Origin of the sequence: Pedobacter ginsenosidimutans (assembly GCF_001442625.1) — a bacterium.
Lineage (GTDB): Bacteria > Bacteroidota > Bacteroidia > Sphingobacteriales > Sphingobacteriaceae > Pedobacter > Pedobacter ginsenosidimutans.
In genome coordinates this window covers 140,423-157,192 of record NZ_LMZQ01000007.1, presented here as the reverse complement: position 1 = coordinate 157,192, position 16,770 = coordinate 140,423, and the positions used below count along the sequence as shown (strand labels likewise).

Sequence of the window (16,770 nt, the reverse complement as noted above, 5' to 3'; positions counted from 1 at the left end):
GAGCCTGTCGAAGGACCTGTTAACAAGTTCGAATGGATCACGACTTATGATACTGACTCCTTTTTGTGTCCAGTATACTACGTCGATACCTTTAGAAGTATTAATCGTCAGAAATGATTTTTACTGCTAATAGATTAAAAATGCGAAGGCAATTATGCCTGGCCGTTACATAACCGCCATTTCCGGAGAGAAACAGAATCCTTTTCCTCTACTATCAATTCCTAATACTATTGTAATAATTTTCCTTAGCGCACTGGTGTATAAATTACAATGACTTTTACGCTTTTAAAATACTAACTCAAAGCATTTCAATTCACTGGCGGAGGCTTCGCTGCAGGCTTTTACTTTACTCCTTCTACCTATATTTTGTTATTCTGCAACTAATACCAGCTATTTTATCAATTGATGAATCAGTGAAACATGTTTTTTGACTAGACTAATTATAGAATTAATTATTTTCTATATTTGCAACTATTTATATTAAGTCTAAATAAAATCAATTTCACATGTTTAAATTTCTAACTTTATTTTTAACGGTCTTATCGGTGCAGGCTTTTGCCCAAACAGGTACGATTAAGGGTACGGTTACTACTTCAGATGGTAAACCGGCAGAATTTGTAAATGTTGTTCTGGCAGGAACAAATAAGGCTGCAGTAGTAAACGAGGCAGGCCATTATACAATAAACAGAGTTGCTGCAGGATCTTATACCTTAACCGCAAGTTTCACAGGACTTCTTACACAAAAAAGTACAATAACGATAAAAGCAGGTGAAACCACCGTTATTAATTTTACGCTGGTTGAAGACAAGCAGCAATTGCAGGAGGTTGTTGTAAACAGCAATGGCCGGCAAACTAAAGAAACCGATTATGTTGCCCGCATGCCTTTAAAAAATCTCGAAAATCCACAAGTATATAATGTTGTGGGAAAGGCGTTAATTAAAGAGCAACTGATGACTGATGTTAAGGAGGTATTTAGGGCTGCGCCAGGAGTTGTGCCAACAGAATATGTGACAGGAAGTTTTGCGGTATTATTTAGGGGCTTTACCAATTTTGATTACGCCAGAAACGGAATGGCTACCTCTGTTTACCGGACGGGGACGGAAATAGCGAATCTTGAACGGGTAGAATTGATTAAAGGCCCATCAGGTACGCTTTTTGGCGCTCAGGTGGCTACTTTTGGTGGTGCTATAAATCTGGTAACCAAGAAACCTTATGCGGGTTTTGGTGGTGAGGTAGATTATAGCATGGGAAGCTTCGATTTAAGCCGTGCTACTATTGATCTCAATACACCGCTAAATAAAGAGAAAACAGTACTGTTAAGGTTCAATGCAGTAAAACACCAGCAGAACAGTTCAAGCGAATATGGTAAAAATAAAAGGTATGTGATTAGTCCCAGTCTTTCTTACCAGGCCAGCGAACGTCTTTCGTTCTTATTTGATTTTGAATATTTTAACAGTAACGCAAACCGTTTAGCTTACACCTTGCTTTTTGGGGATGAAGTGCCTTTTAAATCGGCCAGGGATATTCCAGTGGGCTTTAAGAAGTCTTTCTTTCAAAATGATCTGCTCAGCGACGCTGAAGCCACAAAATATTTTGGACAGGCCAAATATCAGATCAGTAAAAACTGGACATCAACAACTGGTGTATCCCACGTAAATGAATTTTTAAACCACAGCTATCAACCTTACGTGGAATGGATCAACGCTGACACGGCTTCAACAAGCATCAGGCATTTTGGCCCGAGAGAAAGAACTTATGCCAATATCCAGCAAAATTTCAATGGTAAGTTCAGTACTGGCAGGTTTCACCATAACCTGTTGATTGGCGCTAGTTTCGAATATAATGATGAAACACTTACCTACAAAGCCCTTCCGCTTGATAAAATAAACATTAACCAACCTTTTGAAAAATCAGGCTTGAGTAGGGTAACCAGCCTTTTGGCCGATAATTCAATACCTACATCAAATGATGCCTATGGAGGAAATGCTTTTGGTTTATATGCTTCTGATGTAATCAACTGGACTGACCGTTTGTCGACGATGTTAAGTTTGCGTTTTGATCGTTTTAAGCAAACCTATGAAGGAGGTTTTGTTCAGCCATCTCTTTCTCCTAAGTTCGGAGTTGTTTATCAACTGGTTAAAGACCAGGTATCTTTGTTTGGAAACTTCATGAATGGTTTTCAAAATCAGGGACCACTTGAACAGCCTGATGGGAGTCTTTTTAAACCAAAACCGGTATTTGCCAATCAATTGGAAGGAGGGGTAAAAGCTGAACTGCCTGAAGGTAAACTCGGCGGAAGCATCAGTTATTATTATATTGATATTGACAATGCTTTACGTACGGATAATGCCCTGTTTAGTTTTCAGGATGGCCAGCAGGTGAGCAAGGGTGTCGAAGTAGAACTTACTGCAAATCCTTTTACTGGTCTTAATATTGTGGCAGGGTATGGATTTAACGAAAATAAGTATGTTAAGGCCGATGTTTATGAAGGTAAATACGCCACACAGGCACCCAAACACATCGTTAATTATTGGTTAAGTTATCAGTTACCATTGCAGAATATTAAAGGCATCGGGCTGGGTTTTGGAGGAAACTACGTTGGCGATTCCTATTTGAATTCCAGCAATACTTATACCATTCCAGCCTATCATATTATTAATGCCGCTGTTTCTTACCAAAAAGAAAAATGGAAATTTGGCTTTAAACTAAACAACATCACCAATGTAGAATATTGGGATTTAGTAGGAAACCCGCAATTTACCAGAAACTTTGTGGCTAATTTTTCTTTCAGATTTTAAATTTGTTTCACCTATCATATTTTTTTTAAGTGAGAAAAGTATTTTAAATATTAAGGATTCCTGATAAGGGATTGAAAAAGAAATAATAGTTGTATCCGGGTCTGTATCATGGTGATTTTAATCCATAGTACAGGCCCTTTTCTGTTTGAAATATTTCTATGAAGACATTCTTTAAAAACTTTTCGTTCGTAATGCTAATTACTGAGCAAACAGTGCGTGCGGCTCTTTTTTTATTAGACTCTAATTCTTGGCGACTGATACCGGTACTGAAACCATAACTAATCTGTATCTTGGAGACCTCTTAATGATTTTAGCTTCACTGTTTTAAAAAGATTTATATATGAAAATCAAACTATTCTTAATCTGTTTATTTTTATTGAACTTATCGCTGGCAAAGGCGCAAAAAATATCTTTTGTTGTTGATAAGAATAGAGACGAGGTGATCAACCTGGTTAGTAAACTTCAAAGCGCTTTATCAAAAGATGGGCCTTTTGATGCCATAAAAGATGATCGGCTTTTTACGACCACTATTTCAATAAAAGATGAAGTATATCCCTCGGCTAATCAGAAAAATTACCTCATTGTAAAGTATAAAAACAAGCCGGTAAAAGCAATGATAACAAGTTTATGGCTGATCAATATAGAAAAAATGACTGCTGCCAAAACTAGGGTTTCATGTACTTTGGTTAATGTTACGCCTGGTAAAAGCAGTAAAAAAAGCATCAATAGCGACGAAACGTTCTCTAGCGGGAAGTTTGAAAAACAGCTAAAAGATTTTATACTGAAGAAATAACCGCTACCTGTTATCAAATGTACATGTTGTCAGATGTTACCATCTAACTGTAAGAGCGTGCCGAAGCTTCACACTAGAAAACCTCAAGCCCCGTATTAAGCAGCACCATATAAACCGCCAAATAACATATCAGAAAAGCCGTTGATAGTGCAAAATACCTGGTTACCCTATGACTTCCCCTTTTAAAAGGAAGTAGAAAAAGGATATTGAATATTTCTGACAACAATGCGCATATAAAATTCAAACAGACCATCACGCAGCTAAAGGCCACTACGAAAATGGCTGGCTGGATAATTATTCCTGAAGGGAGGCCATAGAGTGCACCCATAATAAAACTGATCAACAGAATAACAATGGCATATTTAAAGCCCGATCTAAACTGTAAAAGGAAATATCTGCCCAATTTTGGCAGCGGTGTTTTTATTTTCGCTGGTTTTAATTCTTTTTCAACTGTCGGAGTTCCCAATACCTCATCCAAAGCAGCTTCATTTGTCTTTGGTTTTTTACCTTTCTTTTGTTTCTTATAACGTGGCCACCAGATAATAAACCCCGTAATAAATAGGGCAAGCGGCATTAAGCCGGCAATAATGGCGATAATCTGTGTGGGCCTGCCACCAAAGCTTCCATAGTGGATTGGTGTTAACCAGCTGAGATAAGCATTACCAACATTAGGGAAATCCTTCCGGCTGTTCAATAACACTTTTCCAGTATATTGATCAACAATAAGCATTTCTCTTTTTCCAACTTTAGGCAGGTTTCCACTCACTACATCTAAACGGTAGGTGCCTGTTTTGTTGGCCGGAAAAGCAATCCCACCAATATAACCGTTGGGCATTTTTTCTTTCGCTGCGGCAACAATATCCTTAAGCGGAAGGGGTACAGCCTGTGCATGCCAGGCAGATTTTGCACCCAATAACGTGGCTACGCCCTGAGGAGATTTCCCGCTAAGCACAAATAACAGTGGAATAACAAGCGTAGAAAAAGTAATCGAAAAACCGGTAAGGCTCAATATCGCCACAATGGGAGAGGAGTAAAACCCGAGTGAATTGTGCCAATCGTAATTTTGCCGCTTAAATGAGCCGCTAAACCTTACTGTAAGTGCCGATTTTAGCTGCTTCCATTTTTTTGGGATCCATAAGCGCAAGCCCGAAATGGTTAAAATTAAAAGACAGAGTGAAGCCAGACCGCATATGTAACGGCCTGCTACAGGAATAAGCAATGTTCTGTGCAGTTCGGTAACCACATGGATAAAAGAACTGGTGTGTATTCTTTTACCAGTTGTTTTGCCAGTATATGGATTAATAAAGGCTTCTCCGCCACTTTTTAAATTCAGAACGCTATATGCTTCATTGGGATTTTTGAAGTTGTTAAGCATCAGGTAATCAATTTTTAAGCTGGGATAATTTTTTCTGATCAAAGGCACAATATCCTCAATTGGCATTTTTTGTTTCTGCGCAATTACTTCAAACAGATTAGGGTTCAGCGCTCGGTCTATCTCATCCTGAAAAACCAGGATACTGCCCGTAACGCCTACAAAGGCTACAATTGCTCCGGCAATAATGCCCAGGTAAAGATGCCATTTGCCGAACCACCTTTTTTGGTGTTTTGCCCAGTTTAATTTTTTGGAGGTATTTTCTGATTTCATTCTTGAGCGTAGTATCCTCGTTGTGTAATATTGTTTACGCCTACAAAGAAATCGTTTTAAATGCTTTCCTCCAAATTATTTTTAATGAGTCTAAATAAGTTGTTGGTTTTGATGTCGTATAATCATTATAAAAGTTATTGACGAGAAAATAATCCGCTCAAGTATTGGTCAAAGTTTAACAGGTAAATGATTTTAACATGTTTCCAGATGAAACATGTTAACTGCTTATGTTAATTCTTGTAAAATAATTCAGACGGTTTATAGTATAATGGGAAAAAATATCTAAAATTGATTGATACAATTTTATAACCAGGTATTAATGGCCGAAGCCCGCGATTTTAGTGATGCCGAGTTGACTGAACTGCTTAGAAAAGGAGACCGGAGCGCCTTTACCATTATTTATAACAACTACTGGAAATTACTTTTCCATACCGCATACCGCATCCTCAACAATACCATTGCTGCCGAAGACATTGTACAGGATATTTTTGTGAGTTTATGGAACCGGAAAAATGAGGCGGTTATCCTCAATCTTAAAGCCTACTTACAACAGGCTACGCGTTTCGCTGTGTATCAGGCCGTCCGAGAAAAGAAACACGATGATGCTTTTTACAACCGGCTGGCCTTAGTAACGGCCGATATTATTACCGATAACCCGCTATTGTTTAAAGAACAGCAGGAATTACTCTCGGAGATTATCAATGCTCTTCCTGAAGACTGCAAGGAGACCTTCCGCCTAAGCAGAGAAGAAGGCATGACCTACAAACAGATTGCAGCTTTCTTGAATATTTCAGAAAAAACAGTAGAAAAACGCATTACAAAGTCGCTAAAACATATCCGTAAAGGTTTATCACTGAGTGGATGTTTATCTGTGCTCAGCACAATATTTTTTTTATGATGCTTGGTCTGTATTAGTAAAATGGCCTGATTCATTATTTTCTGCCCTTAAGAAAAAAAATTCATTTAACCGTAGGGTATAGGTATCATTTTTACACTAGTAATAAAATGGTATCATGGAAAGACAGCGCTATTTAAATTTGTTGGAAAAATATCTTGCCGGTAAATCCACAAGGAAAGAAGAGGCATTATTGGATGAATACTACAAAAGACTGGAAGCAATGTCTGATGTAGACTTATCCGATGAGCAGGAACATGCCATGAAAGCCTCGATCCTGGAAAAGATTGAATCCAGGATCAGTACGCCCGAAGAGCAGTCCAAACAAACCCTAAAACATTCTTACCGGATATGGTATGCTGCAGCATCCATACTGATCATGATCGCTGTAGGCAGTTTTTTTATCCGGAAAGATAAAAAGGCCGAGATGGTAAGCAAGGTGCCGGTGGACATAAAACAGGATATCAGACCGGGATCGAACAAAGCAGTACTGACCTTAAGCAGCGGTGAACAGATTGTGCTAACACAGCCACATGCAGGGATTTTGGCCAGAGAGGGTGCTGCCCAGATTATCAAAAAAGAAAATGGCGAACTGGTTTACAACCTTGGGGATAAAACCTCCGAGCATAACACCAAGCCCGTTTACAATACCATAACTGTTCCCCGCGGCGGACAATATCAGCTTGTTTTATCAGATGGGAGTAAGGTGCTGTTAAATGCAGCCTCTTCACTTACCTATCCTGCCGAATTTAGCGGGAGGTACAGGAATGTAGAACTTAAGGGCGAGGGCTATTTTGAGGTTGCTAAAAATGCATCTATGCCATTCATAGTAAAGGCCGGCGATGTTGAGGTACGTGTTCTGGGTACCCACTTTAATATTTCAGCTTACTCGGACGATGCAAACATTACTACCACACTGATAGAGGGTGCCGTTAGCATGAACAAAGGAAAGCAAACCAAACGTCTTGCACCGGGCCAACAGGGAATCTCGGCTTATACCAACAGCGAAATTTCGGTGCAGCCTGCCAACATCGAACAGACGATGGGCTGGGTGAAGGGTAACTTTGTGTTTAAAGACCTGAACATCAAAGAAGTGATGAAAATTGCCGGCAGATGGTACGATATCGAGGTAGAATACAGAGGTAATGTACAATCCAAAAAGTTTGGTGGCACAACCTCCAGGTTCAGCAATATCACCGAACTGCTTGATTATATGAAAATTACAGGGGGTGTAAATTATAAAATAGAAGGAAGGAGGGTTATTCTGATGAACTAACATCTATAGTTTAAAGGAATAACGAAGCCGGAAGTCTACCACCACTCCCGGCTATACAGCCAATCAGACTGTAGTTAAGTATTCCGATATGATCACTTTCAATTAACCAAATATTCAAGAAAACCTAACAACCAAATGTATAAAAATTCTACTGCAATCATATGCGGGAGGCATTCCTATATTCACTCCAAAATATTGATGATTATGAGATTATCTTATTTTTTATGTCTGCTCTCTTTTATGCAGGTTAGTGCTGCTACCCTTGCACAAAAGATAAGCCTGGATAAAAAAAATGCTTCCATAAAGGAAACCCTCGAGGATATCCGCCGCCAAAGCGGATATAGTATTTTTTATGATGTAGACCTGCTTGCAAATGCCAGGGAAATAAACGTTCGCATAAAAGATGCTACCCTGACCGAAGCTTTGGACAGGTGTTTTTTAAATCAGCCATTTAGCTATAAGATAGATAAAAAAACAATTTTGGTTACGCCAAAAATCCTGCCCTATATTGCCTCAAGGTTAGTTTCGGTAACGGGCAAAATAAAAGGCGATGATAACCAGCCCTTGTACGGCGCAACAGTGCGGGTGAAAGATTCGCAGGTAATAGCACTTAGCGATAAGGATGGGAATTACAAAATAGCTGTTAATGGACCGAGCACTGTACTGATTTTTTCCATGATCGGATTCGAAACGCAGCAGGTTCCCATTGAATCAAAAACGGTAATCAATGTTACGCTAAAGGCTCAGAATACAGGACTGAACGATGTGGTTATTGTTGGCTATGGAGCGGTAAAAAGAACAGATCTTACCGGATCGGTAGCAGAAGTGAATATGGGCGATTTCAATAAGGCATCTGTTAAATCATTCGATGAAGCCCTGGCCGGAAGAGTCGCTGGCGTTAGCGTTTCGGGAAACGATGGGCAGCCCGGATCGGTCAATAATATTGTAATCAGGGGATATGGATCCATCACCCAGGACAATTCTCCCTTATATGTGGTAGATGGCTTTCCGATGGAAGATGGGATGAACAACTCGATAAATCCAGCCGATATCGAATCCATCAATGTGCTTAAAGATGCCTCCTCTACCGCCATATATGGTGCAAGGGGAGCAAATGGAGTGATTATCATCACTACAAAAAAAGGAAAGATCGGCCTGCCTGTAATTACCTTTAATTCTTATTATGGGGTGCAGAACGTTGCAAAAAAAATGGATCTTTTAAGCCCCTACGAATTTGTGAAATACCAGTTGGAGCTTAATCCCACCTTAGCACCAACAACCTACCTGAGTGGTGGGAAAACCTTGGAATCTTATCGGGATGTTCAGGGGATCGATCTGCAGGATTATATCTATCAAACTGCACCGATGCAGAACTATTCGCTTTCATTAAGGGGTGGGAGTGATAAAACGAGATATGCTGTCTCGGGGAATATATTTGATCAGAAAGGAATTGTAATCAATTCTGGCTTTACCCGTTATCAGGGGCGTATGAACCTGGACCAGACGATCAACAAGAACCTTAAAGCAAGCGTAAATATCAATTATAGTAATAGCCGCTCTTCGGGGGTAAGTCCTTCGGAGCCGGGATCAAACACTTCGTACAGCAACAACCTTTTTTATGCCGTTTGGGGATATCGCCCTGTTACTGGCGGTGACAACGATTCAGGGCTGTTGGATGAGTTTATAGATCCGGCACTCTCGGGCAATCTTTTTGGCGACTACCGGGTAAACCCGGTAATTTCTACACAAAACCAGATTCAGAACACCATTACCGATAACCTGATTGCAAATGCCTTTTTAGATTATACCATCCTGCCCGGTCTAAGTCTGCGCATATCGGGTGGTATTACACGCAACAGCATAAAACTGGAAGGCTTTTATAATTCGCAGACCAGCAGGGGAAGCATTTACAACACTTTTGGGGTTAACGGATCGATTTATACTGTTCCGACAAATTCATGGCTGAACGAAAATACATTGACCTATAAAAAATCATTTAAAGGCGGACATAACTTTAATGTGCTGGGGGGATATACTATGCAGGCACTCAATTCCAGCCGTTATGGTTTTAGCGCAACCCAGGTACCTAACGAATCTTTGGGACTGGACGGACTCGACCAGTCATCACTGCTCTCTTCAGTTTCTCAGAGCTCAAGATGGGGGCTGTCTTCATTTCTGGCCAGGATCAATTACGATTATAAATCGAAGTACCTATTAACCGCATCGATCCGTGCAGATGGATCTTCTAAATTTGCTCCAGGTCGTCGTTGGGGAACTTTTCCATCAGGCTCTTTTGCCTGGAACATGGCTAAGGAAAATTTCCTGTCAGACCTCCGTTTTATCTCGGAGGCAAAACTGCGGATCAGTTATGGCTTAACAGGCAATAACCGCATAGGTGATTTTAGTTACCTTTCGCAGATTCTCCTTGGCCCACTCCCGGCTTATTCCTACAACAATGGTGCGGCCTCAACAGGTGCTCAGCTATCATCTTTGGGCAACCCCGATCTAAAATGGGAAACCACCGCACAGACCAATATCGGTTACGATTTAAGCTTGTTCAATAACCGGATAAACTTTACCGTTGATGCCTATAGAAAAACAACCAGGGATCTTTTGTTGCTGGCCAACCTTCCTTATACGCTCGGAATCGGTTCAGCCTATAAAAATGTAGGAAAAGTGAAAAACGAAGGACTGGAACTCTCGCTTAATACGGTAAATATCAACACCAAAGACTTTACCTGGAAAACAGGCTTCAATATCAGTTTCAATAGAAACAAAGTGCTCGAACTGGCCGAGAACCAAAAAGAGATCCTGAGTCCGGTGTTCTTCGATTTTTCTTATAACTCACTGTTTGCCTATACTGCACAGGTAGGCCAGCCCATTGCCCAGATGAGGGGTTATGAATGGGATGGTGTTTATCAGTACAGCGATTTTGACCAGCCAACGGCAGGAACCTATGTACTGAAGAGCACAGTGCCGACCAATGGTACAGCAAGGGCAAACATCAAACCTGGCGATATTAAATACAAAGATCTGAACGGCGATCTGGTGGTCAATGCTGATGATATTACAACCATTGGTAGGGGGATTCCCATTCATACCGGAGGTTTTGTGAACGATTTCAGGTATAAAGGTTTTGATCTGAATGTTTTTTTTCAATGGTCTTACGGCAATGATCTGGTCAATGCCAACCGCCTGGTATTTGAGGGGAACGGAAAGAATACGCTCACCTTAAACCAGTTTGCTACCTGGAGAGACCGCTGGCAACCCGATAATCCCTCAAATACCCTTTTTAGAACGGGCGGACAGGGGCCTTTTGCATATTCGAGCAGGATTATCGAAGATGGATCTTACCTGAGGCTTAAAACGGTAACCTTGGGCTATAACCTGAGTGAGCAGCTTAGCAAACGGTTAAAAATAAAATCGCTCCGTGTATTTGCCTCCGCGCAGAACCTCATCACCTGGACAAACTATTCAGGCCCTGATCCGGAGGTTTCGATCCGCAATTCGGCTTTAACCCCAGGTTTTGATTATTCTGCCTACCCGCGCCCGAGAACATTAACTTTTGGATTAAACCTCATTTTTTAATTTATAGATCATGAAGAAGATATTTTTTATACTGGCCATGGTACTATTGGTAAACAGTTCTTGCCAAAAAATACTCGATACCAAACCAACAGATTTTATTACTCCAGAGTCATTTTATGCTACTGCAGCAGACCTGCAGATTGCCCTTAATGGTGTTTATTCTCAATTGATAGATGTCGATTGTTATGGCAACAATTACCTCTATATGTTCAATACCAATACAGATGAATCCTACGGGTTCACCGTCGATCTGGTAACTTCCTATCAATATGTGCCTACCGATGCTAAGGTAAACCTGCTTTGGAATAGCAGTTACATCGGGATAGAACGTGCCAACATGTTACTGGCCAATATCGGCAAACCTGCAATGGATGAGACCAAAAGAGGCATCATCAAAGGTGAAGCACTGTTTTTAAGGGCTTATTTTTATTTCCTGCTGGTAAGTAATTATGGAGATGTACCGCTAAAACTTACCCCAACCTCATCAGTAAAAGATGTGGATCTGGCCCGTACGCCTGCAAAGGATGTGTATGAGCAGATTGTTAAAGATATGACCACTGCAGAATCACTTCTTCAGACCCAAACGGCTACCTCTTTGGGCTATGGCGGTAAAGTAACAAAAACTGCAGTAGAAGGGATACTGGCCAGGGTATGCTTATATATGGCAGGTTATCCGCTCAATCAGACCGCTAAATATCAGGAAGCACTATACTGGGCAAAAAAGGTGGTCGATTCTAAAGAACATGCCCTTAATCCTGATTACAGCCAGATATTTTTAAATTATGCCACCAATAAATACGACGTAAAGGAAAGCATCTGGGAGCTGGAATTTTTCCGTGATAATAATGGTTTTGCAAATAAAGGAGGAACCTATGCAGGGCGGTTCTGTGGGATCCGCTGTAACGATACCTCTGTGGGTTATAGCACAGGTAGTATTGTAGCCACAAGGAAACTGTTCGACCTCTACCAGATTAATCCAGCCAGTACCACTACACCTAATAAAGCATCATTTGATCTTCGCAGGGACTGGAACTGTGCAAATTATACCTGGGGAACGGCGACTGTTGCGAAAAAAACGGCTGTTACCAGTACCTGGCTGATGTGTGCAGGGAAATGGAGAAGGGAATACGAAGAGGTTGTACCGAAAAACTCGAACTATACCCCTCAGAATTTTCCGATGCTCAGGTACAGCGATGTGCTGTTGATGCTGGCAGAGGCCGAAAATGAAGTGAACGGGCCAACAGCCCTGGCTTATGATGCGGTTAACCAGGTGAGAAGAAGGGCTTATGGCCTGTTGTTACCGGCTCCTCCGTTTCCTACGGTAAACGCAGCACTTACACCAGGGCTTAGTAAAATACAGTTTCTGGATGCCATTAAACAGGAGCGTTCAAGGGAGCTTTGTTATGAGGCATTAAGGCGGCCCGATCTGATCCGTTGGGGTAATTTTATCGGTGATATGAAAACCTTTTTGGCCTATGCTATCGCCAACGGCGGGAACAATACCACCATTACTACCGCTTCGAGGGTAATTACCGACAGGAATCTGCTGCTGCCGATCCCGAGTTATGACCTTTCTTTAAACAAACTTTTAACACAGAATCCTGGATATTAATGATCAAGATAAATTACACTAGGGGTAGAAAGATGGTTCTTTCCACCGCCTTTTTTCTTATGGCCTTTTTATTGGCTCCTGTCACGCTTTTTGCACAACAATCCTTCATTACCATCCAACAAAAGGTGGCCGGTAATATTTTTTACCAAAGCGATCAAAAGGAATTTGTAATCCATGTAGCCGCCGATTCTGTTGAATGGGCCTGTTATGATTTTTGGGAACAAAAAATACTTTCGGGAAAAAAGGCTGTAGCCGGAGATACAGCCCTGTTGAATATTGAACCCGGGAAACTTGGCTGGTTTAAACTTTTGATCAAATCTAAGCAGAATAGCGCGGTCACGGGTTCAAAGGAAACCTTTTTTGCCATTGTTTCCAATTTTGATCTGAGTACGGTCAGTCAATCTGCTTTTATCGGGCAAACACATGCCTGGCAATCAACCGATATCCTCATCCCGATTGCAAAGAAAATGGGGGTAAAATACGTGCGTGATGCCATACGATGGGATGTAGTAGAAAAACAGAAACAGGTATATACCTTTGGGACTAAAGAAGATGCTTTTATCGCCCAACTTGCCGCAAATAACCTTAAACCTTATTTGGTTTGCGCCCTGTACAACCCGCTTTACGATAACGGCAAAGCGCCGGTAAGTGCCGAAGGCAGGATGGCATTTGCCAAATATGTGAAACAATTGTTAACCCACTATCCGGGCATTGAAAATGTAGAAATCTGGAATGAACCTGATATCGGCACCTTTTCGCAGGGACTTACTACAGAAGATCAAAAAACTACCTTTTATTATAACCTGTTAAAAGCTTCTTATGATGAGGTTCACCCAACTTTTCCAAATGTGAAAATTGTGGGTATGGTAGTCAGCGATCTGGCTACCGAGAGTTTTTTGGGTAAGATCTTACAGAAAGGAGCACTCAGTTCGATGAATGAATATGCTTTCCATTCCTATATTCCGGTTTCTGAAGCTATCGTTACTGATATCAATAAGCATAAAAATGTTATAAAAGCGTATAACAACAATAACCTTATCCCGATTAACCTTTCAGAAACGGGTTTTACCACTTTTACCTTCACCGAAAAGGAGCAGGCCAATAATCTGCCAAGAAGGATTGTAACTGCTCTGGCAAACGGGGTGCAAAAAATTGGTATTTACAACCTGCAGAATAAATCAACACTCAACGATTCTGAAGGGGCATTCGGACTGATCAGGCATCCCGATGATACTTTGGGTGCCTATACCCCAAAACCTGGTTTTGCTACCTATGCCGCCCTGACCCGTCAGTTATCAGGGGCAATTTTTGTTGCAGAAGAACAGATTTCGCCAGGGCTGATCAATGCTTATAAATTTACAAAGGGCAGCGACGAGGTAAGGGTAATGTACTCGCTTTCGGGTACAGGTGTGCGCCTTTTTACCGATGCAGCATCGCTCGAAGTTGTAGATATCATGGGCAATAGCACCATCTATAATGCGGTGAACGATACGGTTTCTATCACCCTGGATGCCAACCCGGTGTATATTAAAGGGGTGTTAAAAGCGCCTTTTGCCCAGGAAAAAATCCTGCCTGCAACCGCGCCTTTCAGTTTAAAATACGGGTTTTATTTCGGGGGATACACCGAAATCACCCAGGACAGCATCGCGGCTGCCAAATGGATTTCTGCCATTGCCGAAATTGTAGGTCATGACGGAAAAAGAACCAGGGTGGTCGCCAAACCTGCCGTGCAGAGCAAAGCAACATGGAAGGCTGCCATCACCAAAGCGGGGCTGTATAACATTTCGGTTTATATACCCGGTAATGCTGCGCTAAATGCCTATTCTACCACAAAAGCAAAATACACCATTTTTGCCGGCGGAGCAGAAGTGGCTGCGGTAGTTGTTGATCAATTTAAAGACCAGGGAAAATGGGTTGATTTGGGCAGCTATCAATTACCGAGGGGAACCAATAATTATGTTGAACTAACTGATACACTTCCGGCCCACGACCGTCCTTTACGTGCCGATGCTTTAAAATTTACCTTAACACCTTAACTATGAAAAATATAATGCTTAAACGGCTTATGGTCGTTTCTATTTACTTCTTATTTAATACCCATTCTGCCATTGCTCAAACCGCAAGCACCCATCAGGTTGATGTGTGTATTTATGGCGGAAACTCTGCAGGGGTAATTGCGGCCTATAGTGCCAAAAAAATGGGGAAAACCGTCCTGCTGATCGAACCTGGTAAAAACCTTGGCGGCCTCTCTTCAGGCGGTCTAGGTTTTACCGATATCGGGAACAAATATGTGGTAACGGGCCTTTCGAAGGATTTTTACCGCAGGATAGGCACTCACTATGGTAAACTCGAGCAATGGGTGTTTGAACCTCATGTGGCCGAAGATCTCTTTAAAAGTTATATCGACCGTGCTAAGGTAGATGTGGTTTATGGATACAGGCTTTCTACAGTGGAAAAAGCAGGGAAATCCATTAAAACCATTACAATAGAACCGTCTGCTGGTCAAGCGAAAAATAAAACTGTCAGTGCTAGGGTATTTATAGATTGCAGTTATGAGGGAGACCTGATGGCAAAAGCCGGTGTTGCCTATACTGTGGGGCGCGAGGCCAATGCTAAATATAACGAAACCTATAATGGTGTTCAACTCTTAGAAGGGCACCAGTTTCCAGATCATATCGATCCATACCGGGTTAAAGGTGATCCGGCCAGTGGATTACTCTGGGGTATCAATAAAGGCAGCTTGATGCCACGCGGTTCGGGAGATCGTAAAGTGCAGTCTTATAATTACAGGGTCTGCTTGACAGATGATCCTCAGAACCGTATCGCCATTACCAGGCCCGAGGACTATGACAGTACGCGCTACGAACTGCTTTTGAGGTTGATGGAAAAGCAGAAAAACAGTTTAAGCCTCAACGATTATTTTATCTGGAGCGAAATGCCCAATCATAAAACCGATATCAACAACAGAAACGGTTTTTCTACAGATATGATCGGGACCAATCATGCTTATCCGGATGGGGATTATAAATCAAGAGGGAAATATATTGAGGATCTGACCTCATACACTAAAGGACTGTTTTATTTTTTCGGGCATGACCAGAGGGTGCCGCAGGCGCTTAGAAACCAGATGTTGCAATGGGGGTATCCGAAAGACGAATATAAAGGTAATAACAATTGGTCCCACCAGGCTTATATCAGGGAGGCACGAAGGATGATCAGTGATTATGTAATGACCGAACACAACTGTACCGGAAAGGCAGTAGTAACTGATGGAATTGCTTTAGCGGCGTACAACATGGATTCTCATAATACCGATCGTTTGGTTGTGGATGGTATGGTCAAAAATGAAGGGAATGTCGAAATTCCTGATATTTCGCCCTATCCGATCAGTTATAAGGCTATCGTGCCCAAAGAGCAGGAATGTGATAATCTGATCGTGCCGGTCTGTTTGTCAGCCAGTCACATCGCCTACGGTTCTATTCGCATGGAGCCTGTATTTATGGTGCTTTCGCAGGTTGCTGCGGTTGCAGCCAGCTTCTCGATAGACCAGGACATAGCTGTACAGCAGCTGGATTACAAAAAGATAAACGAAAAGCTGACCATTGATCCCCTGCTGGATGGAAGCATACCTGACCTGATTATCGATAACCTTTCGCCAATGGTTAAAATAGAGGGTAACTGGGATTTAAAACCCGGACATATCTATGGTCCCAATGCGCTTTTTTATAACAAATCCGATAAATCGCCAGCAAACATCACCTTTAATGCGGAAGGTTTAAAAGCCGGACAATATGAGGTGTTTAGTTATTATCCCCTAACAGATAAAGGTTCGGGTATTACCTCGATCGAGGTTTTTGATGGAGAAAAGAGCCATAGCCACAATATTTTGAAATCGGAGATCAAAGTGGTCGGACAAACATCGGGCGAATGGGTTTCTTTAGGTAGATACAATATTAAAAGTAATGCCGAACCTTATGTGCGGATCAGTAATCTTAAAGCCGATGGAATTGTGGTTGCTGATGCGGTATTATTTAAACCTTTGTCGGGTAAAAAATGATCGGACAAGCTAAAACGATACAGGGCAATAAAGTTGTTGCTGCTGTATTGGTTTCCGTTCAGGGTTATACAAGGTTTTTAGTAGTTGAATTTTTTCAAAAGAGATA

The 16,770-nt window shown here is 41.5% G+C and carries 9 protein-coding genes; 8 read left to right on the top strand and 1 reads right to left on the bottom strand.

The annotated features are described in order from the left end of the window. Positions 1-506: 506 nt before the first annotated feature. Both ASU31_RS12530 and ASU31_RS12525 read left to right on the top strand, forming a co-directional pair. Positions 507-2,798, top strand: a complete 2,292-nt coding sequence (locus tag ASU31_RS12530) for a TonB-dependent receptor (protein ID WP_057932639.1) — start codon at positions 507-509, stop codon at positions 2,796-2,798. A 340-nt stretch (positions 2,799-3,138) separates the two neighbouring features. Further along, positions 3,139-3,591, top strand: coding sequence for a hypothetical protein (locus ASU31_RS12525; protein ID WP_057932638.1), 453 nt, complete (start codon positions 3,139-3,141; stop codon positions 3,589-3,591). A 73-nt stretch (positions 3,592-3,664) separates the two neighbouring features. Here ASU31_RS12525 and ASU31_RS12520 read toward each other — a convergent pair whose 3' ends face one another. Beyond that, the gene (locus tag ASU31_RS12520) at positions 3,665-5,236 is read right to left on the bottom strand and encodes a PepSY-associated TM helix domain-containing protein (RefSeq protein WP_057932637.1); all 1,572 of its coding nucleotides are present in this window, start codon (positions 5,234-5,236) and stop codon (positions 3,665-3,667) included. Between the two features lie 292 nt (positions 5,237-5,528). Between ASU31_RS12520 and ASU31_RS12515 the strand changes: the two genes are divergently transcribed. From ASU31_RS12515 to ASU31_RS12490, 6 genes are all read left to right on the top strand, one after another. Beyond that, on the top strand, positions 5,529-6,134 hold the full coding sequence (locus ASU31_RS12515) for an RNA polymerase sigma factor (RefSeq protein ID WP_157257988.1): 606 nt from the start codon (positions 5,529-5,531) through the stop codon (positions 6,132-6,134). Between the two features lie 115 nt (positions 6,135-6,249). Beyond that, complete coding sequence (locus tag ASU31_RS12510; protein WP_057932635.1) at positions 6,250-7,407, top strand: FecR family protein; 1,158 nt, start codon at positions 6,250-6,252, stop codon at positions 7,405-7,407. Between the two features lie 204 nt (positions 7,408-7,611). Next, entirely contained in the window at positions 7,612-10,995 is a 3,384-nt protein-coding gene (locus ASU31_RS12505; protein WP_057932634.1) for a TonB-dependent receptor, read from the top strand. Positions 10,996-11,005: 10 nt separating this feature from the next. Beyond that, positions 11,006-12,607 carry a RagB/SusD family nutrient uptake outer membrane protein gene (locus tag ASU31_RS12500; RefSeq protein ID WP_057932633.1) on the top strand — a complete coding sequence of 534 codons (1,602 nt, stop codon included), beginning with the start codon at positions 11,006-11,008 and terminating at the stop codon, positions 12,605-12,607. A gap of 59 nt (positions 12,608-12,666) precedes the next feature. Continuing rightward, on the top strand, positions 12,667-14,643 hold the full coding sequence (locus ASU31_RS12495; protein WP_167346181.1) for a golvesin C-terminal-like domain-containing protein: 1,977 nt from the start codon (positions 12,667-12,669) through the stop codon (positions 14,641-14,643). Positions 14,644-14,645: 2 nt separating this feature from the next. After that, positions 14,646-16,664 carry an FAD-dependent oxidoreductase gene (locus tag ASU31_RS12490; protein ID WP_057932631.1) on the top strand — a complete coding sequence of 673 codons (2,019 nt, stop codon included), beginning with the start codon at positions 14,646-14,648 and terminating at the stop codon, positions 16,662-16,664. Positions 16,665-16,770: the final 106 nt, after the last annotated feature.